This is a genomic window from Streptomyces sp. NPDC058459 (assembly GCF_042721685.1).
Lineage (GTDB): Bacteria > Actinomycetota > Actinomycetes > Streptomycetales > Streptomycetaceae > Streptomyces.
Genome location: NZ_JBHXLV010000112.1, coordinates 1 through 21,230, shown reverse-complemented (window position 1 = coordinate 21,230; position 21,230 = coordinate 1). Strand labels below are relative to the sequence as shown.

The window sequence follows — 21,230 nt, the reverse complement described above, 5'->3', positions numbered from 1 at the left end:
GGCCGTGACCGTGCACCGGGTCACCCGGCGGAACCTTCCGCGCTTGTTCCGCCCGATGAAGCTGGTGCCCATCCCGGCCGGGCCCTCCGCCGAGCCGGGGGCGGTGCCCAGGTTCTCCGGGCTCCAGCGGCCCATCCCGCCGGGGTCGCTCACCGCCCGGTAGGCGGCCTCCGGCGGGACGTCGACGACGATGCTGTCGCTCACGCTCAACACACCGGCCACTGCGCCGCCCCCTGCCACGAACGAAGCTACTGCCGGGTAGGAATCATGGCACGGCCACTCCGGACGGGTCCGGGTCGTGCCCCAGTGCCGACAGGGCTGCCGCGACCTGGTCACATACCTCCGGCGGAGTCGACGCGTGCGGGGACAGCCTGAGCGAGTCGGCGCGCACGGTGGGGGTGACACCCTCGGCGTGCAGGGCCTTCGCCACGAGGGACGGGTCGTGGTCCGGCACCGTGAAGGACAGGATGCCCGCGCGCCGCGCCGGGTCGGTGGGGGAGAGGACCCGGCCCCCGTACTTCCTGACCACCTCGGTGAGTTCGCCGACCCGCTCCGTGATCGCTGCCTCGACCGCCCTCACGGTGTGCCGCTCGACGAGGTCCAGCGCGACCGCGAACGCGGCGGCCGCCACCGGGCTCAAATTGGTGATGGACCACCGGCTCGCGTCGGGGACCGGCGGGTGTTCCGCACCGTCGAAGAGGCCGGCCTGCTCCACTCCCGTCCAGCCGGTGAGCACCGGCTCCAGGGACTCCAGCGCACGGTCGGACAGCGTGGCGAAGCCCGTGGCCCACCCCGCGCGCAGCCACTTCTGACCGCCCGCCACCACCACGTCTGCCGCGTCCCACGGCAACTCGGCCGCGCCGAACGCCTGGATGGCGTCCACGATCAGCAGCCGGTCCGGCCCGATCGCCTCGCGCAGCCCCGCCAGATCCGCCCGGAAGCCGGTACGGAAGTCCACCGCGCTCACCGACAGGGCGACGACGTCCACGCTCAGCGCGGCCCGGACCAGGTCCGGGGTCACCCCGCCGCCGGGCTCCGGGTCCAGCCAGCGGGGCGTTACCCGGCCGAGGTCCGCGCTGCGGCGCCACGGGTAGTGGTTGGCCGGGAAGTCGGTGCGGGGCACGAGGACGGTACCGCCACGGAGGCCGAGTGCGGCGTGGAACAGACCGGTGGACGCGTTCGGGAGCAGCACCGTGTGCCGGGAGCCGCTGCCCGCGAGGCGGGCGGCCGTGTCGCGCGCGGTCGCCTCCGCGCGCATCAGACCGTCCACCGTGGTGTGGCCGGCGCGGGCGGACTCCGCGAGGGCATGCGCGGTGGCGTCCACGGCGTCCCGCGACGGCGGGCCGAAGCGCGCGAAGTCGAGATAGCCGGCAGGTGCGTCGAAGTGAGCTGCGTAGGAAGTGAGCACGGGTCTCATCCTCCCTGGTACGGCGCGGGCCGGGCACTCCCGTCGTGGGAGACGCCCGGCCCTGGCCCGTCGCCGCTCAGTGTCCGGCGGAGTCCTCGGGGCGCGCGTGGCGCGGCAGCAGGAAGGCGAGCAGGAACGTCAGGAGGAGCATTCCGTCCACGATCCACAGCACCGTCTTCATGACGGAGCCGAAGCCGCCCTCGAAGGCCGAGGTCGCCGTGGCCCGGAGCGCGGCCGGTATCCGGGCGCCGTCCCGCGGCGAGGTGATGACCGACCGGGTGTCCTTCTCCAGCGTCACGCAGGAGGCCGGGGTCGCGGCCGGGTCCTTGGCGACCGCGCGGTCCGAGGCGCAGGTGCGCAGATCCGCCACGACACGGTCCTGGGCGGCCGGCGCGACACGCGCGGCGGTCAGTTCCTTGCGCAGCCCGTCCGCGCGGTGGTCGACGGCGGTGGCGATGCCGCCGCCCAGCAGGCCGAAGAAGACGGTGCCGAGGATGGCCACACCGAAGGCGCCGCCGAGCTGCTGGACCGCGGTCATGGTGCCGGACGCCGAACCCGTCTCATGCTGCTCGACACTGGCGAGCACGATGTCGAAGAAGGGCGCCATCAGCAGGCCCATCCCGACACCCGTGACCAGCAGCGAGGGCAGGAGCTGCCAGGGGCCGACGCCGCTGCCCGCGAGGTCCAGGGTCAGCCACACACCGAACACGCCGACCGCCATGACCAGCGCGCCGCCCTGGAGCACCGTGCGGCCGAACCGGGTGACCGCCTGGGCGAGCCCGAAGCCGACGATCATGCCGCCGGACCAGGGCACCATCACCAGGCCCGCCTTGAGCGGCGAGTAGCCGAGGCCGATCTGGGTGTACAGGTTGAAGACCAGCATGAAGCCCTGCATGGCCGAGAAGAAGACCAGCCCGAGGATCATGCCGCCGCTGAAGCCGCGCTTGCGGAACAGACCGGTGACCACCAGCGGGTCCCGGCCCGCCCGGCTGCGCCGCGACTCGTACCGGGCGAAGCCGGCGAAGACGACGACCGAGGCGGCCATCATCGCGAAGGTCCACCCGGGCCAGTCGTACTCGCGGCCCTGGACCAGCGGGAAGATCAGGAGCAGCGCGCCAAGGGAGACCAGGAGCATGCCAGGGATGTCGAGCCGCGGCTTGCTGTCGGAGCGGGTCTTCGGCAGGTAGCGCACGGCGCCCAGGATCGCGGCGGCGCCCAGCGGCAGGTTGATCAGGAAGATCATCCGCCAGCCGGTGCCGAAGTAGTCGGCGTCCACGAGCCAGCCCGCCAGGATCGGCCCGGAGACCGCGGACAGCCCCATCACCGGGCCGAACATGCCGAACGCCTTCTGCGACTCCTTCGGCGGGAACATCTCCTTGATCATGCCGAGGCCCTGCGGCAGCATCACCGCGCCGAAGAGCCCCTGTACGACACGGGCGCCGATCAGCGTCTCGGGGGACGCCGAGACCGCGCACAGCAGCGAGCCCACGGTGAATCCGGCGGCGCCCACCAGGAACATGTTGCGGCGGCCGTGGATGTCACCGAGGCGGCCACCGGTGACCAGGCCGACGGCCATCGAGAGGGTGTACGCGGCGGCGAGCCACTGCAGGGTGGAGGCACCGCCGCCGAGGTCGGCGCGCATGGCGGGGCCGGCGATGTTCGTGACGACGGCGTCCAGGAGATCCATCACCTCGGCCGCGAGGATCACGAAGAGCGCAGCCCAGCGCCACCGGTAGGGCGCTGGTGAATCAGTGGGCGTCTCGATGGACGCGACACCGGTGGTGGACATCGGTACTCCTCGCAAGGGGTGCCGCCGCCCCGGTGATGAGCCGTGGGCGCGGTGAGCTGAACGGATCAGGCCAACTGGAGAACACTGTTCACCGTAGCAGAACAGTGCTCACGCGGAGAACGTTGTTCATCAAGATATAGCGCAAGTGGGCCGAGAGAACAAGATATATCGCGTCCAGCTGTGGAAAAGTGCCGTTCACCAGCCGTGAACACTGTTCTCCGGCGGCCCTAGACTGTCGCCATGAGCGATGCGGCCGCCGGCAACCCCGCACCCCCTCCGCCGTCCCCCTGGGAGCGCGAGCGCCCCGCACGCCCGCAGGCGACGCCCCAGCGCACCCCGCTGTCGCGCGAACGGATCGTCGAGGCCGCCTTCGCGGTCCTGGACCGCTCGGGGCTCGACGGGCTCTCCATGCGTCAGGTGGCGGCCGGACTGGGCGTCACCGTCTCCGCCCTCTACGCGTACGTCAGCTCCAAGGACGACCTGCTGGAACTGATGTACACCCGGCTCTTCGACGACTTCCGGATGCCCGAGCCCGACCCCGAGCGCTGGCGTGAGCAAGTCCGGGACTACGCGCGCGCCGGACGGAGGCGGCTGCTCTCCCACCGGGACGTGGCCCGGATCTCCATGGCCCATGTCCCCTTCACGGCCGAACTGCTGCCGCACGTCGAGGGGCTGCTCGCTATATTCCGCACGGCCGGGCTGCCCGACCGGATCGCTGCGGAGGCCGGTGACCTCATCTCCACCTACATCGACGGCTTCGTCCTGGAGGAGGGCATGTGGCAGGACCGGGCCGCCGCCCGGCCCGACGGCGGCGACTCCTCGCTGGCCCGCCCCGACTGGCGCGAGATGGCCGGCGAGATGCAGGACTACTTCGCGTCCCTGCCCGTCGCCGACTTCCCCCACCTGCGCGCGCTCGCCGGTGTGATGGTGTCCGACTCCTCCGACGAGCGGTTCGACATCGGCCTGGAGATCATCCTGCGGGGGCTGGCGAGCTACCTGCCGGACACGGCGCCCGGGACTGCCCCGGAGGCCTGACGGACCACACTGACCACACTGACCGCCCCTTGCGGCCCTCGGGCGGCTCGGGCGGTGCGACGCTGGGCGAGGGGAGGGGCGCACCACGACCCCAGTACGTCACCGAGGCTGGACGCAAGTCCAGCCGGTGGTGGGCCACCGTTCTCACACCGTGGCGCTCGCGTGCGTCCGGGACGCCGGCGAGCAGCCCGCTGTCCTGGACCGCCTTCTCGCCGGATCTGGGGGACCATGGAGGCAGAGCAGCGTTACGCCTCCGGCTGCGAAGGAGGTCACCATGGCAGCCGAACCCCCCTTCGGACCGCCGGCCGGGCCGGTCCTGGCGGTCTCGGCCGCCGATGTCCGGCTGCCCGAGCTGATCCTGGCCGGGGACATCGGCGCCGAAGCCCTGTGCGAGCTGGAGGAGGTTCTCGGTGCGCCGCCGCTCCACACGGCCACCGCGTGGACCGTCGACATGAGCCAGGTGACCCGCATCGACCTAGCCTGCGCCTACGCCCTCCTGCGCGGCGCCACCCTGCGCCCGGAGCCCGCCGCCCTCACCATCCGCGGTCCCCGCCGAGCGGTCCAGCGGACCCTCCGCGACGCCGGGCTCGACGTGGTGGCCGTCATCGAGGAGTAGGCACCCGCCGGCGTCAGTTCTCGCCGGTCAGGCGCACGCACTCGGTGACGACCGCGCGGAGGCTGTCCGTACGGTGCAGGATCGCGCGCTGGGTCATCGCGCCGTTGCCGTGCTTCAGCAGGCCCGAGAGGGTGTCCTGGGCGCCCTTGGTGTCGCCGTGGTCGTCCAAGGCGTCGCGTACGTGGTCGAACAGCGCCCGGACCACCGTCTCCGCCGGGGCCGGGCGCATGGTCAGGGGATGCAGCAGGCGGTCCTGGAGGCCGTAGCGGGCGGCCTGCCAGGCGGCGAGCCGGACCAGGGAGGAGTCGAGCCGGGCCGGGGGTTCCCCGGCCTGCCACCGGCGGGCCGCCGTCTCCACCAGGGCGCGGCACAACAGGGCCAGGAGGACTGGGGTGTCCGCGTCCAGACAGACGTCCGCGACCCGGATCTCGACCGTGGGGTACCGCTGCGAGAGCCGGGCGTCGAAGTAGATCATCCCCTCGTCCCGGAGGACCCCGGTGCCGACCATGTCCCGTACCCGCTCGTGGTAGCGGTCGGCGGAGCCGAAGAGATCCGTCGGCCCGGACGACGGCCAGCGGCCCCACATCTGGCTGCGATAGCTGCTGTAGGAGCTGTCCTGGCCCTGCCAGAAAGGGGAGTTGGCGCTCAGAGCGAGCAGCACGGGCAGCCAGGGGCGGATGCGGTCCAGTACGGCCACGCCCTCCTCGTCGGAGTCCACCGAGACGTGCACATGACACCCGCAGGTGAGCTGGTCCGAGAGGGTCAGCCCGAAGCGGTCGGCCATCCAGCGGTAACGGCTGTCCGGGGTCAGTGTGGGACTGACCGGCAGGGGAGAGGTACCGAGGGCGGCCACGGCGGCCCCCGTCAGCCCGGCGAGCCGCGCCGCCTCGGCACGGCACCGGCGGATCTCGGCCGCGAGTTCGTCCGCCCGGGTCTGCGGGGCCGTGGCGAACTCCACCTGCTGACGCTGCAGCTCCGACTCGAAGACCTGCTCGCCGTCCGACCTCGCGATCCCGTCGGCCTGCGCCAGCACCGCCGCCGCCACGGCGCGCGGGTCGCCGCTCTCCGCGTCCACCAGGAGGAGTTCCTCCTCCACTCCCACACTGCGCACGCGGCCGTCCTCCCTCGACCGGTCCCGGGACCGGTCCCCTTCAGTGCGTCCCGCCGGTCCTGGCGGACCCCGATCACCTTGTCCCTGCCCGCGAAAAGGCCGTCCAGTCGCGCACGACCCGCCTGGCCGGGCGGCGTGGGCGGGGTGCGCCACGCGTACCTCCCGCAGTTCCCGGATCGGCCGTTCCTGAACGGCCCGGAGGCGACGGCCGCCCGTGCGGGCGTTTCCGCCGTCCCGAGCGGGGAAACTCGCCGTTCATGGTGGCCAACCGTGTGCCGGTGCCGCGGGCCCGCCGGCTGGCGCGGCCCTTCGTCAGCGGGCCCCATGAGCCGCGTACGGTCGCCGCTGCCCGAGGGGCTGGGCGTCGCCGAGTCCGGGGGCGCGGCGTGGGTCACCTTCATCCCGCTGCTCATGGCCGACGTCCGTGCCCCCCTCGTGGCCAGCCCCACCAGCGGGCGCGGCCCGGCCCCCGCGATCCCCGACCCCACCGAACACACGACAAGGAGGACGGTCATGAGTGAGTGGACCCCGTCCCAGGCAGAGGGCGAACGGGAACCGGACCCCGAGACCGACGGCAGCCCCGGCCGGACCATCCACCCCGACGTGCCGCGCACCACGCCCTCGCAGGCGGAGGGCGAGCGGCTGCCGGAGGACGACGAATAGCACCCCCGGCCACCACCTCCGGCTACCGGAGCGCGTGCACCGCCGCCGCGAACACCGGGGGCATCCGGGACGCCAGCGGCACGATCAGCCGTGCGGTGCCCGGACGGCTGCTCGCCGCCAGCAACGCCCTGGTCAGCAGGCGGTGGCGCCGGGTCAGCACGGTCCAGTCCCGCTCGTACCGCTCCGGCTGCCCGGCCGCCACCCCGCGCACGGCGGCCTCGGCCGTGGCCAGGGCGAGCGCGATGCCCTCCCCGGTGAGGGCGTCCACGTAGCCCGCCGCGTCCCCGACCAGCAGGACCCGGCCCGCTACCCTGCGCCGCACCCGCTGCAGCAGCGGTCCGGCGCCGCGCACCTCGGTCGCCGGAGCCCCGCGCAGCGCGTCGGTCAGCGCGGGGAAACCGGCCAGCTGCTCGTCGTACCCGCGCCGGACACGGCTGAGGACCGCGACCCCCACCAGATCGTCGGCGACCGGGGTCACGTACGCCTCGCCCCCGGCGGACCAGTGGACCTCCACGAAGTCCGTCCACGGGGAGACGCGGTAGTGCCGGCGCAGTCCGTAGCGGCCTCGCCCGCCGCCGGGCAGCTCCAGGCCGAGCCGGCGGCGCACGGGGGAGTGCAGGCCGTCGGCGGCGATCAGCCAGCGGGCGGTGATCCCGGCGGCGGTGACGCTGTCGGCGCTCTGGCGCACCTCGCCGACCTTGCCGGGCTCGATCCGCACACCCAGGGCGAGGGCACGTTCGTGCAGCGCCTGATGGAGGGTCGTACGACGGATGCCCAGCCCCGGGCGGCCACGGAAGGGCGCCTCGGCCCGGTGGACGCCGTCCAGGTAGCGGATGCCGCGCAGGTCCCGGCCCGCCGCCTCCACACCGAGCGCCCGGAGCGCGGCGACCCCGCCGGGCAGCACGCCCTCCCCGCACGCCTTGTCCACCGGAGCGGTACGGGGCTCCACCACCACGGCCGTCAGCCCGGCGAGCCTGGCGTGCACGGCCGCGGTGAGCCCTGCCGGGCCGCCACCGGCCACCAGGACGTCGATCATGCCGGCACCGGTCCCTCGGCGGCGGCCAGCGCCTCGTTCTCGCACCGGACACGCACGGTCAGCACGGCGGCGTTCAGCACCGTGAACGCCGCCGCGGTCAGCCAGGCGGTGTGCACCAGGGGCAGCGCCACCCCCTCGGCCACCACGGCCACGTAGTTCGGATGCCGCAGCAGCCGGTACGGTCCCCGCGCCACCAGCGGCAGACCCGGTACGACGATCACGCGGGTGTTCCAGCGTGGCCCGAGTGTCCCGACGCACCACCAGCGCAGCGCCTGGGCGGCGACCAGCACCGCCAGCATCGGCCAGCCCAGCGCGGGCACGAAGGGCCGCCCGCCCAGCCACACCTCCAGCGGAGCGCCGGCCAGCAGTCCCGCGTGCAGCGCCACCATCGCCGGGTAGTGCCCGTCACCCGCCACGATCGCGCGGCGGGCCCTGCTCCACCGCTCGTTGCGGCGCGCCACGACGAGTTCGGCGACCCGCTCGGCCGCGACGGCGGCGACCAGCAGCGCGTACCAGTTCATGTGTTCTCCCGTCGTGATCACCAGCGCAGCAGCACCAGCTCGCAGGCCAGACCCGGCCCGATGGCCAGCAGCAGCCCAGGAGTGCCGGGTGGTGGGCGGCGTTCGGTGAGGGTGTCGCGGAGTACGTGCAGCACGGAGGACGAGGAGAGGTTGCCGAAGTCGGCCAAGTGGCGCCAGCTCAGGGCGAGTTCCTCGGCGGGGAGGTCGAGTGCGCCGGTGACGGCCTCCAGGATGCGGGGGCCGCCCGGGTGGCACACCCAGGCCGTCACGTCCTGCGGCTTCAGGCCGTGGTCGCCGAGGAACTCCTCGACGTCGTCGGGGAGATGGCGGCGCAGCAGCTGAGGGATCTCCGGATCGAGGACGACCTTGAAACCCGAGTCCCCGACGTCCCAGCCCAGCGCGCCCCCCGCGTCCGGGTACAGCCGGCTGCGGGCGTCCACGATCACGGGGCCGGTGAACCCGTCCGCGCGGCCGGCGCCGCAGGCCACCACGGCGGTCGCACCGTCGCCGAAGAGGCCGGTGGCGACCAGGTTGGCCGTGGAGGCGTCCCCGCGCTGGAAGGTGAGCGAACACAGCTCGACCGACAGCAGCACCGCCACCTGGTCCGGGCGCCCCAGCAGGAAGTCGTGCGTCCGGGCCAGCCCGGCCGCGCCACCGGCACACCCCAGCCCGAACAGCGGCACCCGCCGTACGTCAGGCCGCAGCCCCAGCCGGGCCGCCACCCGCGCGTCGACGGACGGGACGGCGACACCGGTGACCGTGGTCAGGACCAGCAGACCCACGTCGGCCGCCGACAGCCCGGCCTCGCGCAGGGCCTCCCGGACCACCCCGGCACCCAGGTCGGTGGCGCTGGCGATGAAGAGATCATTGGCCGCGCCGAAGCCGTCCAGCGTCTCGTACCGGTCGAGCGGCAGGGTCATATGGCGGGAGCGGACCCCGGCGTTGCGGTGCAGCCGGTCCAGCACCCGGCGGTCGGCGCCCACGGGCAGACAGGCACGGGCCACCATGTCGGTGATCTCGGACTGGGCGAAGCGGTACGGCGCGAGGGCACCGTGCACGGCGGCGATCCGCGTCATGAAACTCCCGTACGTCGACCGGCCCGGGGGTGGACTCAGCAGACCTTCCCTCGACCGTCACCCCGGCACCAGAGATCGCCCGTCCGGCCGCTCCGGATCGTGATGCGCCGGGCGGGCTCCTAGGATCGCCGGGTGGTGACCCCCGAGCAGTCGACGAGCCCGGCACGAAGAGTCTCCGCCCTGGCCGGGTCCTGCCACCCCGGCCCCCTGGTGGTGGTCACCGCGCTGACGGCGGCGCTGGCCGTGACGGCGGGCCAGGAACCGGGCCGCTGCCTGCTCACCACCGGCGCCGTACTGACCGGGCAGCTCTCCATCGGCTGGTGCAACGACGCCTTCGACGCGCGCCGGGACAGCGCCCTGGGCCGCCGGGGCAAACCCGTCGCGGACGGCACGATCGAGGCCCGGGAGGTGTGGACGGCGGCCTGTGCCGCGCTGGCCCTGTGCGTGCCGCTCTCCCTCGCCTGCGGCCGGGCGGCGGGCGCCGCGCATCTGACCGCCGTCGCGGCCGCGTGGGGTTACGACCTGCGGCTCAAGGCCACCCGCTGGTCCTGGGCGCCCTACGCCGTGGCCTTCGCCGCGCTCCCCGCCTTCGTCACCCTGGGCCTGCCGGGGCGGTCCTGGCCCGCCTGGTGGGTCGTCGCCGCCGGGGCACTGCTGGGCGTCGGGGCCCACCTGGGCGATGTGCTGCCGGACATCCGGGGCGATCTGGCGACCGGCGTACGGGGCTGGCCGCAGCGGCTGGGCCCCGGGCGCGTACGGCTGCTGCTGCCGGTGCCCCTGGTCAGCGCCACCGCCCTGCTTGCGCTCGGCCCCGCCGGCCGGCCCGGCGCGCGGCAGTTGGCCGCGCCGGCGGCGGCGGCGGGCCTGATCGCGGTGGCGGGCACGGTGCTGGGCCGCTGCCGTGAGCGGGCCGCGTTCGCGGCGGCGGTCGCCGTGGCGGTGCTTGACGTGGCGCTGCTGCTGAGCGGCGACGGGCTCGGGACCGGGGCATCCTGAGAGCGGGGGAGCCGCATCCGAGCGGCACCCCGCGACGGAAGTACCCCATGTGCCGCCCGCCGCCAGGAGGTGGATCATGCCCGACTCCCTGCCGCCGCCCGGCGAGACCCCGCCCGTCGAGGGATCGACCGCCGAGGCCCACCCCGAGCGCCCCGACGGCGGACCCTTCGAACACCCCTGGATCTGGCTGTTCCTCATCATCCTCGGCTGCGCGCTCATCGCCGCGTTCTTCCTGGTCAGGATGATCGACCTGTGAGCGCGGCTCACTTCAGCCCGCTGAGCACGATGCCCCGGACGTAGTGCCGCTGGAGCAGCAGGAAGAGGACCAGCACGGGGAGGATGCTCAGGACCAGCCCCGCCATCACGACCGGCATCGTGCGCGTCGGGTCCACGTGGTCCTGGAGCAGCTGGACGCCGACCGGCAGGGTCATCACGTCCGGGTCGGCGGTCGACACCAGCAGCGCCCAGATGTACTCGTTCCAGGCGTCGACGAAGGTCAGCAGCCCCAGCGTCACCATGACCGGCTTGGTCTGCGGCACCACGATCCGCCACCACACCGCGAACTCCCCGGCCCCGTCGATCCGCGCGGCCTCCAGCACCTCGTCCGGGATCGAGACCATGAACTGGCGCATCAGGAAGATCCCGAAGCCGTTGACCAGGAACGGCATCGTCAGCGCCACGATGCTCACGGTCAGCCCCGCACCACCCCGCCCGAGCAGGTCGTTGCCACCCGCCAGCGGCCAGTGCACGAGGATCAGGAAGTGCGGCACGAAGAAGAGGAACGGCGGGAACATCATCGTCGACAGCACCAGCCGGAAGACGAAGTCCCGCCCCGGGAAGCGGAGTCTGGCGAGCGCGTAACCCGCCAGCGACGACGTCAGCAGCACCGAGGCGTTGATCACGGCGGTGGCGACGACGCTGTTGCGGAACAGCTTCGGCAGATCGAGCTGGTCGACCGCGGCACGGTAGTTGGCCAGGCCGAACGCCTCGGGCAGGAACCGGTACGGCAGCGTCCCGGACTCACCCGGCCCCTTGAACGACGTCATCACCATGTCGAGGAACGGCACCACCGTGAGCACGGCGCCCGTCACGACCAGCAGATACGACAGCCACGGGAAACGGCGGCGGATCACGCGTCCTCCCCCTCGCGCCGGAAGATCCACAACTGCACCAGGGTGACCAGCAGGATCACCACGAACAGCACGAACGCGGCGGCACTCGCGGTGCCCCAGTCGCCGTAGGAGAACGCCTGGCGGTACATCTCCAGCGCGGCCACGTCCGTCGCTCCGCCGGGACCGCCCCTGGTCATCACGATGATCAGCGCGAAGGACTGCAGACCGGTGATGAACTGGGTGACGCACACGAACAGCAGCGCCGGCCGCAGCAGCGGCAGGGTGATCCGCCAGAAGACGGTGACGGGTCCGGCGCCGTCCAGCGCGGCCGCCTCGTAGTACGACTCCGGGACGGACTTCAGGCCGGCGGTCAGGATGAGGATCGCCGAGCCGACCGACGCCCACGCCTGGACCACCACCACCGCGGGCAGCGCGGTGTCCGGGTCCTGGAGGAACGCCACCGAGTCGAGCCCGGCGGCGTTCAGAGCGCCGTTGACCAGGCCGCCCGGCTCGTACATGTACTTCCATACATTGCCGACGGCCACCACCGTGGTGACGATCGGCAGCAGGTACAGGGTGCGCCACAGCCCCTGGAAGCGCAGGTTGTCGATGCAGGTGCCGACCAGCACCGAGCCCGCCAGCGCCAGGGCCACCGTGCCGAGCGCGAACAGCAGGGTGTTGGTGAGGACCGGCGTCAGGAACGACGAGCCGTCCGCGAACAGGCCGGCGAAGTTGTCCAGGCCGACCGGCCGGATGTCGCCGAGGTCGAACCCGGTCCAGCGGGACATCGACAGCAGCAGCGCGAAGCCCAGCGGCAGGACCAGGAAGACGGCGAAGAAGAGCAGCGTCGGCGCCAGGAACAGATAGGCGACGACCGCCTGATGGCGCCGGGCCCGGCCACGAGGGTCCAGGGCCGCCCCGGCGGGATCGGCGGGGCGCCGCCGCGGTGGCCGCGCGGTCGCCTCCGGGGTCAGGGCGTTCACCATGAGCGCGACACCTCCTGGTCGACCTGGCGGCGGATGGTGCGCAGCGACTCCTCGACCGACTGCCGGCCCGTCCACAACGCCTCGATGTTCTTGCGCAGCAGCGACTTGGCCTGCTGCGCGCCCGGCACGTTCGGCTCCGGCACCGCGTACCCGAGCGCGTCCAGGAACGGGCGCAGGTTGGGATCGCCGCCCTGGCCGAGCAGCGTCCGCATGTCGCCGGCGCGGCCGGTCAGCGAGCCCACCGACACCTGGAGAGCACTCATCCGGGTCGCCGTCGCCCCCGTGCGCACGCCGGTGTTGAGCCAGCGCAGGAACTCCCACGCCTCGCGCGGGTGGCGGCTGGACGCGTTGACCCCCAGCATGAACCCGGTCGCGAGCGTGGCACGCCGGTCGCCCAGCTTCGGGACGGGCACCGGAGCCACGCCGACATCGCGGTAGGCGGCGCCCAGCTGAGCCTTCAGGCTGCCGGTCCACCAGCCGGCGCTGATCACCATCGCCACCTGCCCGGACCGGAACGCCTGGTAGACATTGACACCGGGCGTGCTCGCCCCCCGGCTGACGAGACGGTGCTCCAGCTCCAGCACGGCGCGGCCGGCCGGTGAGTCGATGGCGGTGCTCCTGCCGTCCCGGGACATGAACGTACCCCCGGACGCGTTCAGGAGGGCGAGGGTCTGGCCGACGGTGGTGGAGTCGTCGTAGGTGGAGAGGCCGAAACCCTGGACCAGGGTGTTGCCGTACCGGTCCCGTCGGGTGGTGCGGTACGCGGTGTCCTCCAACTCCCGCCAGGTGCGCGGGGGATGCGCGATGCCGGCCGCGCGGAGCAGGCGCCTGTTGTAGTAGAGGGCGTACGTCTGCGCCTCGGTGGGATAGCCGTAGACCTTGCCGCCGACCGAGGCCGACCCGACCGCCGCCGCGCCGTAGTCGCGGGTGATCCGCGCCGCGTCCCCGGGCGGCGCGGGCCGCAGGACACCCGCCCGGACCAGCTGGCCGTTCCACAGGCAGTACGGCTGGAGGAGGTCGGCGCCCTGGCCGGCCGCCTGCCGGACCATGAACGTGGTCAGCAGGTCGTCGAACTCCACGGCCTCGGTGCGCACCTCGACCCGGTCGTGCGTGGCGTTCCATTCGTCGACCGGGCCTCGCAGGGCCGCCTTCAGCTCACCGCTCGCGTAGTGGGAGAGCAGGGTGAGGACGACCGGGTCGCCGGGCCGGCCGGTGCCCTGGCGCGGTGCCGCGCAGCCGGCGGCGAGCAATGCGGAGGGGAGCGAGAGGACGAAGGTACGGCGGCTCGGGCCGCGCGGTGCGCCGGTCACCGGGCGCCCTCCCGGCGCAGCACGCGGAACACCCGCGTCGTCGCGAACCCGGCCCGGCGGTACAGGCGGCCCGCCGGGGACCGTTCACCGGTCCACAGGAACCACGCCGAGTCCGCGCCCAGCGCCCGCATCCGCTCCAGCACCAGGTGCAGCAGCACCTCGCCGAGACCGGCCCCGCGCAGCTCGTCGAGCACCCCGAACGGGCCGAACCGCTCGGTCACCGACTCGTACGCGCCGTGCATCGCCCAGCCCACCGGGCGGTCCGAGGGGTCGTGGACGACGACGATCCGCTCCAGCGGGGCGCCCCTCAGCAGGGCCTCCCGGATCGCACGCGCCCAGTCGGGGGTGAAGTGATGCGCGGCGAGCGCGAGGAGTCCGGGCAGGTCGTCGTCGGCCGGGGTGCCGAACCGGTAGCCGCGCCCGGTCAGTTCGGCGGCCCGCTGTCCGGCCTCCGCCGGGAAGGCGTAGCCGGTCAGACAGCGGTCCATCGCCACCGCTTCGTACAGCGTGCGAAAGCCCAGGGACTCCAGCAGCCCCGCCGCCTCCGGGTACCTCTCGGCATCCAGGCCGGGGAGGAAGTAGTTCGGGGTGTACGGGGCGAAGTCCACCCGGGTGCGGCCGTGGCCCCCCAGCCAGCCGAGCGCGTCGGTCAGCAGCCCCCGGCCCACCCCGCGTCCCCGGGCCTCCGGGTCGACGAAGAAGAACGGGACCCAGCCCTGCTCCGGCTCCAGGTCGGTGCCGGCCGGCGGCGTCAGCCGGCGCACCGCGTAGGCCGCGCCGACCAGCCGCCCGTCCTCCACGGCGACCCGGAGGCCGGCCGGATCGAAATCGGCGTCCAGCAGCACCTGGGAACGGAAGCGGTCCGCGCTGACGGGGTCGGCGGGCGCGCTCCGGCACCACGCCGCCACCAGCGGCGGACCGTCACCCGCCCGGAACCCGCGGAACTCGGTCCGGGCTCTCGTCGTGCGATCGGTCATCGACAGGTCGTCCTTCCTCGCGCGAGCCCTCGGCCGTCGGGGGTAGCGGAGCGTCAGGGGTAGAGCAGAACGTCGTCACCGGCCCACCGGCCGGGCGGTGCGGGCGGCTCGCACAGCGGCAGCGGGTCCTCGCCCGCGTCGATCGCGCGCCGCAGCCGGTCGGACCCCCACAGGTGGTCGATGAACTCGCCGGACCAGCCGAAGTCGCCCGGATACAGCCGCCGCAGCGTGCCGAGCATGGCGACGGCGGTGCGTACGGGCGTGAACGCCTCGCGGTCCGTGACATGGAGCTGGACCCCGCGCAGGGGGCGCCCGGCGTGCTCACCGAAGGCCGGTACAAAACGCAGGTCCCTGAAGTGCACCCCGGGCAGGCCGAGTTCGGCGAGCTCGGGCGTGAAGCGGGCGTCGATGTACGGTGCGCCGACGATCTCGAAGGGCTGGGTCGTGCCCCGGCCCTCGGAGACGTTGGTGCCCTCGAACAGACAGGTGCCCGGGTAGACCACGGCGGTGGCGTACGTCGGCATGTTGGGAGAGGGCGCGATCCAGGGGAGGCCGGTCGCCTCCGCGTCCATCTCCCGCCGCCATCCGACCGCCTTGATCACCGTCAGGTCGACCTGCCGTCCGGCGACTTCGGCCACGGCCGACCTGTTGAGACACCAGGCGAGTTCCCCGCAGGTAAGCCCGTGCCGGATCGGTACCGGCGCCCGCCCGACGAAGCTCGCGTACGCCGGATCGAGCAGCGGGCCCTCGCTGACGAGCCCGCCGAGGGGGTTGGGCCGGTCCGCCACCACGAACCGCACGCCGGTGCGCGCGGCGGAGACCATCAGGTCGAACATCGTCCACACATAGGTGTAGAAGCGCGCCCCGACATCCTGGAGGTCGTACACCAGCGCGTCCACGCCACTGTCGACCAGCACCTTGTCGAGCCGCTCACCGTCGCACATGTACGTGTCGTAGACCGGGAGCCCGGTGGCCGGGTCGACCTCGGCCGGCTCGCTCCCGCCCGCCTGAGCGGTGCCGTACAGCCCGTGTTCGGGGCCGAACAGGGCGGTCAGGTTCACGCCCGCCTCCATCAGCGCGGGTGCGGTCGGGCGCAGGTCGGGCAGGACACAGGTGTGGTTGGTCACCAGCCCGAGCCGGCCGGGCCCGGCGAGTCCGGGCACCGCGCACAGCCGGGTGATCCCGGTCGTCACTTTGAGGCGGTCGTCCGTACTGCTCATTCTTCGTCCCTTATCGGAAATTCGCTTGAATGTCCCGGAATTGGGCAATCCTGCGGACACTACCTCTCGGTGGGGGCGGGCCCCTGGCGGCGACGTCCGGCCGGCGGAATGGAAACCCGTTCGACTCCCGTCCTCCTGCGGCCCGATCATCCGGTCATGCCACTGAGAGACGCCCTCGCCCGAGTCGACGAGGACCGGGACCCGGCCGAGACCGCGGCCTTCGAGGCGCGGTACCGGACCACCGCACGCCGTAGAGCGGCACTTGGCTGGGACGGGCTCGACTCGCTCGCTGCGACTGACTTCGCCGGACGGCAACCGGCCGCTCCGGCTGCGGACTTGGCGGCGGACGGGGTGCGGAGGGGGGTGTATTTGCGGCAAAGACGCTCTGCCGCCGGCCGCTTGTCTCGTTCTCGTGGTCGCTTTGCTCGCCGTCTGGGTGAACGGATTCGCCGTCCTCTTCGACTGATCCGCCCCTGGCCTGATCGCGTGGTTGGCCGAAAGAAGCTCCCGTCCCTGGTGGCTGACGCGGGGGGAGGTTCGCGGTCGTTACCTCGGGGGCGGGACATCCGGTGCGCATGGGGTGTTTCCGGGCCCCGTACCAGGGGCGAAGCCCGTCCGGCCCACTATCACGCCCTGTCGCTCGCGTGGTTGCTTCACGACGACTTCAGGTCCGGGGGTCCTGGAGGGGGCGAACGGAACTCCGCGCACCGCGGGGTGACTAGCATGTGGGCGTAACCGGCCGGAAGATCGCCTTCCTTCGAGGCGGCCGCTTCCGGACCCGCGATCGAGCCTTCGGTCGCCGTTTCTTCTGCTCGCACACCGAGGGACCGCGGAATGTCAGTTCCTGCACCGTCCGTTCAACACCGCCCGACGGCCGTTCAACGCGGTTCGTGGGCGCTGCCCGCGGCCGTGGTGGCGGTGACCGCCGTGGCCACCGCCGTCGCGGTCGGGGTGGCACCGTCCGGCACCCACGGCTGGACCCTGCTCGTGGCGGGCGCGAGCTGGGCGTGCGTCGCCGTGGCGGTGCTCGCCGGACATCTCCTCGTCCGCCGGGCCAGGCGCACCGCCGCCGCCCAGGCCGCCGAGAACGACCGGCTCCGCGCGCAGGTGCTGCAATCGGCGTCGCAGACCGGCCACTTGGTGAACGTGACCCTGCCCTCCCTGCACAACCTGGTGCTGGCCGGCAACGCCGCCACCGACGCGCTCGCCGGCGTCTCGATGCCCGACGACCAGAGCCTGCGCCGGGTCGCCCACCTCTCCGCCGACGCCCTGGAGGAGGCCGTGAACCGGGCGGCCGCGGCGGACGAGGAGCGACTGCGGACGCGGGAGGCGCTGGACGAGCTGCTCGCCGACGTGGACCGGCTGGCGCGGGAGACGCTGCCCGCCGCCGTGGCCCGGCTCGCCGAAGGCCGCTCCGCCGACACGATCCTGGGCGAACTCAAGCTGCCCCGGCTGCCGTCGACACAGGAACTGGGCGAGCGGTTCGTACGCGAACTGGCGCGCAGCGAGCGGCGCGCGGGCGGTACCCGGATCGCCTCCACCAAGGCACTCAGCCGGGTGCAGGCCAAGGCCGTCAGCATGCTCGCCGACCTGCGGGCGATGCAGGACGAGCACGACGGCAAGATGCTCGGCGACCTGATGCGGCTGGACCACAAGACCTCCCAGCTCGTGCTGATCGCCGACCGGCTGGCGCTGCTCATGGGCGGCAAGACCAGCCGCACCTGGAACAAGCCGATCCGGATGGAGAGCATCCTCCGGGGCGCCATCGGCCGTATCGCCGCCTACCAGCGGGTCCGGCTGCACTTCACCTCCCAGGCCGCGATCTCCGGCTTCGCCGCCGAAGGCGTGATGCACCTGCTCGCCGAACTGATCGACAACGCCGCGAACTTCTCCCCGCCCACCGACGAGGTCCATGTCTACGTCGAGGAGCACCGGGCCGGGATCGTCGTCACCGTCGAGGACAGCGGACTGACCATGTCCGAGGCGGCGATGAGGCACGCCGAGGGTGCCGTGGCCGGAAGCATGGCCGACCTCGCCTCCCTCCAGGGCACCCGGCTGGGCCTCGCCGTGGTCGGACTGCTCGCGCTCAAGCACCGCATCAACGTCAGCTACCGCCCGTCCTCACGCGGCGGCACCGGCGTGGTCGTCCTGCTCCCCAGGCATCTCATCGCCCAGCAGCGCGACCCGTGGCCCGAGCAGCGGGACGCGGACCGCCCGGCCACCACGCGGCCGGTCCCGGCGCCCGCTCCCGCGCCCGAAGCGGACCGGCCCGCCCCGGCCCCGGTCACCGAGGCACCCGCTCGGCCCGAGGCGCCGGTGAGCGTGCCCGACGTGCCCGAGCAGACCCGGCACGAGCCGCCCGCGGCCGCCGCCACCCCGAACGGGCTCCCGGTCCGCGAACCCGGCCGCACCATGAGCGAAGCCGAGCGCGCCCAGCGGCCCGCCCCGGAGGCCGCCACGCCCCGCAAGCGGCCCGTGCACGACGTCGGCTCCCGCTTCGGCGCCTTCCACCGCTCGCGCAAGCCCGGTGGCGGCACCCAGGGCGGCCGTCCCGACACCGAGCCCCCGACCGCCGGGCGATAACCCCACCCGAAACCCGTCGCCGGGCCCGCGTCCCGGCAGCCACACCCCCCTCGCGCCCATGAGATCGGAGGAACGGGCCGGTGACCGATCAGCCGGACACCACCGTCCCATCACCCATCATGCAGACCACCGACAACAGCCTCGTCTGGCTGCTGCAGAACCTGCTGGAGCAGACCCCCGGTGCCCGGCACGCCCTGGTCCTGTCACGGGACGGCCTGAAACTGTGCTGGACGCCCGACCTGGCCGCGGATCAGGCCGACCAGCTCGCCGCGATCTGCTCCGGCCTGCAGGCCCTGTCCCACGGCGCGTCCGTGGAGTTCGGGGACGGCTCCGGCGGCGTACTCCACTCCATGACGGCCTTCCACGGCGGTCTGCTCTGCATCGTGGGAGCCGGTGAGGGGGCGCACCTCGCGGTCGTCGCCGCCGAGGACGCCGACCCCGGACGCCTCGGCGACGAGATGACCGGGCTGGTCGACAAGATCGGCGAGCATCTGCGGGCCGCGCCCCGGCAGCCGTTCCAGGGGAGTACCCCGTCGTGAACCGCAGGCCGGTGGACACCGGCGCCCCCGACCGGCTCTACACGGTCACGAACGGGCGCAGCAGCGTCGACGACACCCTGGACCTGGTCACCCTCATCGTCGCTGAGTGCCAGCCGACCACGGGGATGCAGTCGGAGCACGCCCGTATTCTGACCCTCTGTCAGCATCCGACCTCGGTCGTCGAGATCTCCGCCGAGCTGGAACTGCCGATCATGATCGTGCGGATTCTGCTGGCCGACCTGCTCGACACCGGCCGTATCACCGCACGTCATCCACCCCTGAACCCCTCGCTCCCCGATCCCGCCCTTCTCAAGGAAGTGCTCCATGGGCTCCGCAATCTCTGAGCTGCCCGCCCACCGCACGCCACTGGCCGACGCGGCGGAAACCGGTCTGAAGATCGTCGTCGTGGGCGGCTTCGGCGTGGGCAAGACCACCCTGGTCCGCTCCGTGAGCGAGATCCGGCCGCTGAACACCGAGGAGGTGATGACGGAGGCCGGTGTCGGCATAGACGAGACCAGCGGTGTGGCGGCCAAGACGACCACCACCGTCGCCTTCGACTTCGGCCGGATCAGCCTCAACGACACCATGGTGCTGTACCTGTTCGGCGCGCCGGGCCAGGAGCGCTTCTGGTTCCTGTGGGACCGCCTCTTCTCCGGCACCCTCGGTGCCGTCGTCCTGGTGGACACCCGCCGGATGGACGACTCCTGGTACGCGATAGACCGGCTGGAACACCACCGCACGCCCTTCGTGGTGGCCGTCAACCGGTTCGAGGACGACGGCGCGCGCTACTCCCTGGACGAGATCCGCCAAGCGCTGGCGCTGCCCGAGCACGTACCGATGCTCGAATGCGACGCCCGGATGAGGGAGTCGGGCAAGGACGTGCTGATCACTCTCGTGGACCATGTGTACATGCTGGCCACGGCCCAGGAGGCGACCCCGTGACCGACCCCGGCACCTTCCCCGCCAGCCCGGAGCCCCCGCCCGGCTGCCCCGCCCACACCGACGCGGTGCGCCTGTCGGGCCTGGAGTACCAGCAGACCCCGTCGCAGATGTACCGGGCGCTGCGCCGTGAGCACGGCGCGGTCGCGCCGGTGCTGCTGGACGGTGACGTCCCCGCCTGGCTGGTCCTCGGCTACCACGAGGTCGCCCAGGTCACCAGCCACGACGAGTTGTTCGCGCGGGACTCGCGCCGCTGGAACCAGTGGGACGACATCCCGCCGGACTGGCCGCTGATGCCCTTCGTCGGCTACCAGCCCTCGGTGCTGTTCACCGAGGGGGAGGAGCACCGGCGGCGGGCCGGGGTGATCACCGAGGCGCTGTCCGGGGTGGACCAGTTCGAGCTGGCCCGGGACTGCGAGCTGATCGCCGACGAGCTGATCGGCCGCTTCGCCGGCAGCGGGCAGGCCGAGCTGATGGCCTCGTACGCGCACGCGCTGCCGATGCGGGCCGTGGTGCAGGTGTGCGGGATGCCGCTGTCGGGCGCGGACACCGAGCAGCTCGTGGACGACCTGCGGATCTCCCTGGACGCGGCCGAGGGCGACGACCCGGTGGCGGCCTACGGGCGCGTCGGTGAGCGGCTGGTGCGGCTGGTCCAGGACAAGCGGGCCGACCCCGGCAAGGACGTCACCTCGCGGATGGTGCTGCACCCGGCGGGACTGACCGACGAGGAGATCGTCCAGGACCTGATCTCGGTCATCGCCGCAGCGCAGCAGCCGACCGCGAACTGGATCTGCAACGCGCTGCGGCTGCTGCTGACCGACGAGCGGTTCGAACTCAGCGTCTCCGGCGGCCGGGTGAGCGTCGGGGAGGCGCTGAACGAGGTGCTCTGGCTCGACACGCCCACCCAGAACTTCATCGGCCGCTGGGCCGTACGGGACACCCAGCTCGGCGGCCGCCGGATCAGGGCCGGGGACTGCCTGGTCCTCGGGCTGGCGGCCGCGAACACCGATCCGGGGCTCTGGCCCGAGGGCCATGTGGGCGCCGAGAACGCCGCGCACCTGTCGTTCAGCAACGGCGAGCACCGGTGCCCCTACCCGGCCCCGCTGCTCGCGGACGTCATGGCGCGCACCGCCGTGGAGACGCTGCTGGAGCGGCTCTCCGACCTGGTGCTTGCGGTGGACCCGCGCGAGCTGACCTGGCGGTCGTCCATCTGGATGCGGGGTCTGACGACCCTGCCGGTGCGGTTCACCCCGGTCGACGCATAGCCGGTGGCCGCTGGGCCCGGAGCGGGGCCCAGCGGCGCGGTGCCGGCC

General features: G+C 73.1%; 22 protein-coding genes. 10 read left to right on the top strand and 12 right to left on the bottom strand.

All coding sequences use genetic code 11. The annotated features are described in order from the left end of the window. The 3 genes from ACFWN1_RS20645 to ACFWN1_RS20635 form a co-directional block, all read right to left on the bottom strand. Positions 1-204, bottom strand: a 204-nt coding sequence (locus ACFWN1_RS20645; RefSeq protein ID WP_384363893.1) for an SRPBCC family protein, incomplete at its 3' end; no start/stop codon positions are given. Positions 205-265: 61 nt separating this feature from the next. Then, positions 266-1,408: an aminotransferase class V-fold PLP-dependent enzyme gene (locus tag ACFWN1_RS20640; protein ID WP_384363891.1), complete on the bottom strand. Its 1,143-nt coding sequence runs from the start codon at positions 1,406-1,408 to the stop codon at positions 266-268. Between the two features lie 76 nt (positions 1,409-1,484). Then, the gene (locus ACFWN1_RS20635) at positions 1,485-3,197 is read right to left on the bottom strand and encodes an MFS transporter (protein ID WP_384363889.1); all 1,713 of its coding nucleotides are present in this window, start codon (positions 3,195-3,197) and stop codon (positions 1,485-1,487) included. Positions 3,198-3,437: 240 nt separating this feature from the next. Here ACFWN1_RS20635 and ACFWN1_RS20630 point away from each other — a divergent pair, with 240 nt between their 5' ends. After that, positions 3,438-4,232, top strand: a complete 795-nt coding sequence (locus tag ACFWN1_RS20630) for a TetR/AcrR family transcriptional regulator (RefSeq protein WP_384363887.1) — start codon at positions 3,438-3,440, stop codon at positions 4,230-4,232. A 274-nt stretch (positions 4,233-4,506) separates the two neighbouring features. Further along, positions 4,507-4,848, top strand: coding sequence for an STAS domain-containing protein (locus ACFWN1_RS20625; RefSeq protein WP_384363885.1), 342 nt, complete (start codon positions 4,507-4,509; stop codon positions 4,846-4,848). Positions 4,849-4,861: 13 nt separating this feature from the next. Here ACFWN1_RS20625 and ACFWN1_RS20620 read toward each other — a convergent pair whose 3' ends face one another. Beyond that, on the bottom strand, positions 4,862-5,959 hold the full coding sequence (locus tag ACFWN1_RS20620; protein ID WP_384363883.1) for a glutamate--cysteine ligase: 1,098 nt from the start codon (positions 5,957-5,959) through the stop codon (positions 4,862-4,864). 324 nt (positions 5,960-6,283) lie between these two features. Here ACFWN1_RS20620 and ACFWN1_RS20615 point away from each other — a divergent pair, with 324 nt between their 5' ends. Beyond that, entirely contained in the window at positions 6,284-6,622 is a 339-nt protein-coding gene (locus ACFWN1_RS20615; RefSeq protein WP_384363881.1) for a hypothetical protein, read from the top strand. Positions 6,623-6,644: 22 nt separating this feature from the next. Here the strand turns inward: ACFWN1_RS20615 and ACFWN1_RS20610 are convergent, their stop codons facing one another. The 3 genes from ACFWN1_RS20610 to ACFWN1_RS20600 are packed head-to-tail and all read right to left on the bottom strand — an operon-like array spanning position 6,645 to position 9,255. Beyond that, positions 6,645-7,658 carry an NAD(P)/FAD-dependent oxidoreductase gene (locus ACFWN1_RS20610; protein ID WP_384363879.1) on the bottom strand — a complete coding sequence of 338 codons (1,014 nt, stop codon included), beginning with the start codon at positions 7,656-7,658 and terminating at the stop codon, positions 6,645-6,647. Further along, positions 7,655-8,179 carry an isoprenylcysteine carboxyl methyltransferase family protein gene (locus tag ACFWN1_RS20605; RefSeq protein WP_384363877.1) on the bottom strand — a complete coding sequence of 175 codons (525 nt, stop codon included), beginning with the start codon at positions 8,177-8,179 and terminating at the stop codon, positions 7,655-7,657. Before ACFWN1_RS20605 ends, ACFWN1_RS20610 begins: the two co-directional genes overlap by 4 nt. Before the next feature lie 17 nt (positions 8,180-8,196). Continuing rightward, complete coding sequence (locus ACFWN1_RS20600) at positions 8,197-9,255, bottom strand: type III polyketide synthase (protein WP_384363875.1); 1,059 nt, start codon at positions 9,253-9,255, stop codon at positions 8,197-8,199. A gap of 132 nt (positions 9,256-9,387) precedes the next feature. On the opposite strand from ACFWN1_RS20600, the gene ACFWN1_RS20595 reads away from it, so the two are divergent. Together ACFWN1_RS20595 and ACFWN1_RS20590 are read left to right on the top strand one after the other, a co-directional pair. Next, the gene (locus ACFWN1_RS20595) at positions 9,388-10,251 is read left to right on the top strand and encodes a UbiA family prenyltransferase (protein ID WP_384363873.1); all 864 of its coding nucleotides are present in this window, start codon (positions 9,388-9,390) and stop codon (positions 10,249-10,251) included. A 76-nt stretch (positions 10,252-10,327) separates the two neighbouring features. Continuing rightward, the gene (locus ACFWN1_RS20590; RefSeq protein WP_384363871.1) at positions 10,328-10,507 is read left to right on the top strand and encodes a DUF6480 family protein; all 180 of its coding nucleotides are present in this window, start codon (positions 10,328-10,330) and stop codon (positions 10,505-10,507) included. A gap of 7 nt (positions 10,508-10,514) precedes the next feature. Here the strand turns inward: ACFWN1_RS20590 and ACFWN1_RS20585 are convergent, their stop codons facing one another. The 5 genes from ACFWN1_RS20585 to ACFWN1_RS20565 are packed head-to-tail and all read right to left on the bottom strand — an operon-like array spanning position 10,515 to position 15,856. Beyond that, complete coding sequence (locus tag ACFWN1_RS20585; protein WP_384363869.1) at positions 10,515-11,384, bottom strand: carbohydrate ABC transporter permease; 870 nt, start codon at positions 11,382-11,384, stop codon at positions 10,515-10,517. Next, a complete protein-coding gene (locus tag ACFWN1_RS20580) occupies positions 11,381-12,349 on the bottom strand; it encodes a carbohydrate ABC transporter permease (protein WP_384363867.1) in 969 nt (322 codons plus the stop codon). Before ACFWN1_RS20580 ends, ACFWN1_RS20585 begins: the two co-directional genes overlap by 4 nt. Further along, positions 12,343-13,659: an ABC transporter substrate-binding protein gene (locus ACFWN1_RS20575; RefSeq protein ID WP_384363865.1), complete on the bottom strand. Its 1,317-nt coding sequence runs from the start codon at positions 13,657-13,659 to the stop codon at positions 12,343-12,345. Before ACFWN1_RS20575 ends, ACFWN1_RS20580 begins: the two co-directional genes overlap by 7 nt. Next, the gene (locus ACFWN1_RS20570; RefSeq protein WP_384363863.1) at positions 13,656-14,636 is read right to left on the bottom strand and encodes a GNAT family N-acetyltransferase; all 981 of its coding nucleotides are present in this window, start codon (positions 14,634-14,636) and stop codon (positions 13,656-13,658) included. The genes ACFWN1_RS20575 and ACFWN1_RS20570 overlap by 4 nt, the downstream gene beginning before the upstream one ends. A 53-nt stretch (positions 14,637-14,689) precedes the next feature. Beyond that, positions 14,690-15,856, bottom strand: a complete 1,167-nt coding sequence (locus ACFWN1_RS20565) for an exo-beta-N-acetylmuramidase NamZ domain-containing protein (protein ID WP_384363861.1) — start codon at positions 15,854-15,856, stop codon at positions 14,690-14,692. Between the two features lie 834 nt (positions 15,857-16,690). Here ACFWN1_RS20565 and ACFWN1_RS20560 point away from each other — a divergent pair. From ACFWN1_RS20560 to ACFWN1_RS20540, 5 genes are all read left to right on the top strand, one after another. Beyond that, complete coding sequence (locus ACFWN1_RS20560) at positions 16,691-18,439, top strand: sensor histidine kinase (RefSeq protein WP_384363859.1); 1,749 nt, start codon at positions 16,691-16,693, stop codon at positions 18,437-18,439. A gap of 80 nt (positions 18,440-18,519) precedes the next feature. Continuing rightward, positions 18,520-18,978: a roadblock/LC7 domain-containing protein gene (locus tag ACFWN1_RS20555; RefSeq protein WP_384363857.1), complete on the top strand. Its 459-nt coding sequence runs from the start codon at positions 18,520-18,522 to the stop codon at positions 18,976-18,978. Beyond that, positions 18,975-19,322 (top strand): DUF742 domain-containing protein, encoded by a 348-nt coding sequence (locus tag ACFWN1_RS20550; protein ID WP_384363855.1) that lies wholly within the window; start codon positions 18,975-18,977, stop codon positions 19,320-19,322. Before ACFWN1_RS20555 ends, ACFWN1_RS20550 begins: the two co-directional genes overlap by 4 nt. Beyond that, a complete protein-coding gene (locus ACFWN1_RS20545) occupies positions 19,303-19,920 on the top strand; it encodes an ATP/GTP-binding protein (RefSeq protein ID WP_384363853.1) in 618 nt (205 codons plus the stop codon). The genes ACFWN1_RS20550 and ACFWN1_RS20545 overlap by 20 nt, the downstream gene beginning before the upstream one ends. Further along, positions 19,917-21,182 (top strand): cytochrome P450, encoded by a 1,266-nt coding sequence (locus tag ACFWN1_RS20540; protein WP_384363851.1) that lies wholly within the window; start codon positions 19,917-19,919, stop codon positions 21,180-21,182. The genes ACFWN1_RS20545 and ACFWN1_RS20540 overlap by 4 nt, the downstream gene beginning before the upstream one ends. Positions 21,183-21,230 lie beyond the last annotated feature (48 nt).

Excerpts from the sequence above, each read along its gene's own strand:
- ACFWN1_RS20635 (WP_384363889.1), bottom strand. The coding sequence starts at position 3,197 with ATGTCCACCACCGGTGTCGCGTCCATCGAGACGCCCACTGATTCACCA.
- ACFWN1_RS20630 (WP_384363887.1), top strand. The coding sequence starts at position 3,438 with ATGAGCGATGCGGCCGCCGGCAACCCCGCACCCCCTCCGCCGTCCCCC.
- ACFWN1_RS20625 (WP_384363885.1), top strand. The coding sequence starts at position 4,507 with ATGGCAGCCGAACCCCCCTTCGGACCGCCGGCCGGGCCGGTCCTGGCG.
- ACFWN1_RS20615 (WP_384363881.1), top strand. The coding sequence starts at position 6,284 with ATGAGCCGCGTACGGTCGCCGCTGCCCGAGGGGCTGGGCGTCGCCGAG.
- ACFWN1_RS20610 (WP_384363879.1), bottom strand. The coding sequence starts at position 7,658 with ATGATCGACGTCCTGGTGGCCGGTGGCGGCCCGGCAGGGCTCACCGCG.
- ACFWN1_RS20605 (WP_384363877.1), bottom strand. The coding sequence starts at position 8,179 with ATGAACTGGTACGCGCTGCTGGTCGCCGCCGTCGCGGCCGAGCGGGTC.
- ACFWN1_RS20600 (WP_384363875.1), bottom strand. The coding sequence starts at position 9,255 with ATGACGCGGATCGCCGCCGTGCACGGTGCCCTCGCGCCGTACCGCTTC.
- ACFWN1_RS20590 (WP_384363871.1), top strand. The coding sequence starts at position 10,328 with ATGCCCGACTCCCTGCCGCCGCCCGGCGAGACCCCGCCCGTCGAGGGA.
- ACFWN1_RS20580 (WP_384363867.1), bottom strand. The coding sequence starts at position 12,349 with ATGGTGAACGCCCTGACCCCGGAGGCGACCGCGCGGCCACCGCGGCGG.
- ACFWN1_RS20570 (WP_384363863.1), bottom strand. The coding sequence starts at position 14,636 with ATGACCGATCGCACGACGAGAGCCCGGACCGAGTTCCGCGGGTTCCGG.
- ACFWN1_RS20565 (WP_384363861.1), bottom strand. The coding sequence starts at position 15,856 with ATGAGCAGTACGGACGACCGCCTCAAAGTGACGACCGGGATCACCCGG.
- ACFWN1_RS20560 (WP_384363859.1), top strand. The coding sequence starts at position 16,691 with ATGTCAGTTCCTGCACCGTCCGTTCAACACCGCCCGACGGCCGTTCAA.
- ACFWN1_RS20545 (WP_384363853.1), top strand. The coding sequence starts at position 19,303 with ATGGGCTCCGCAATCTCTGAGCTGCCCGCCCACCGCACGCCACTGGCC.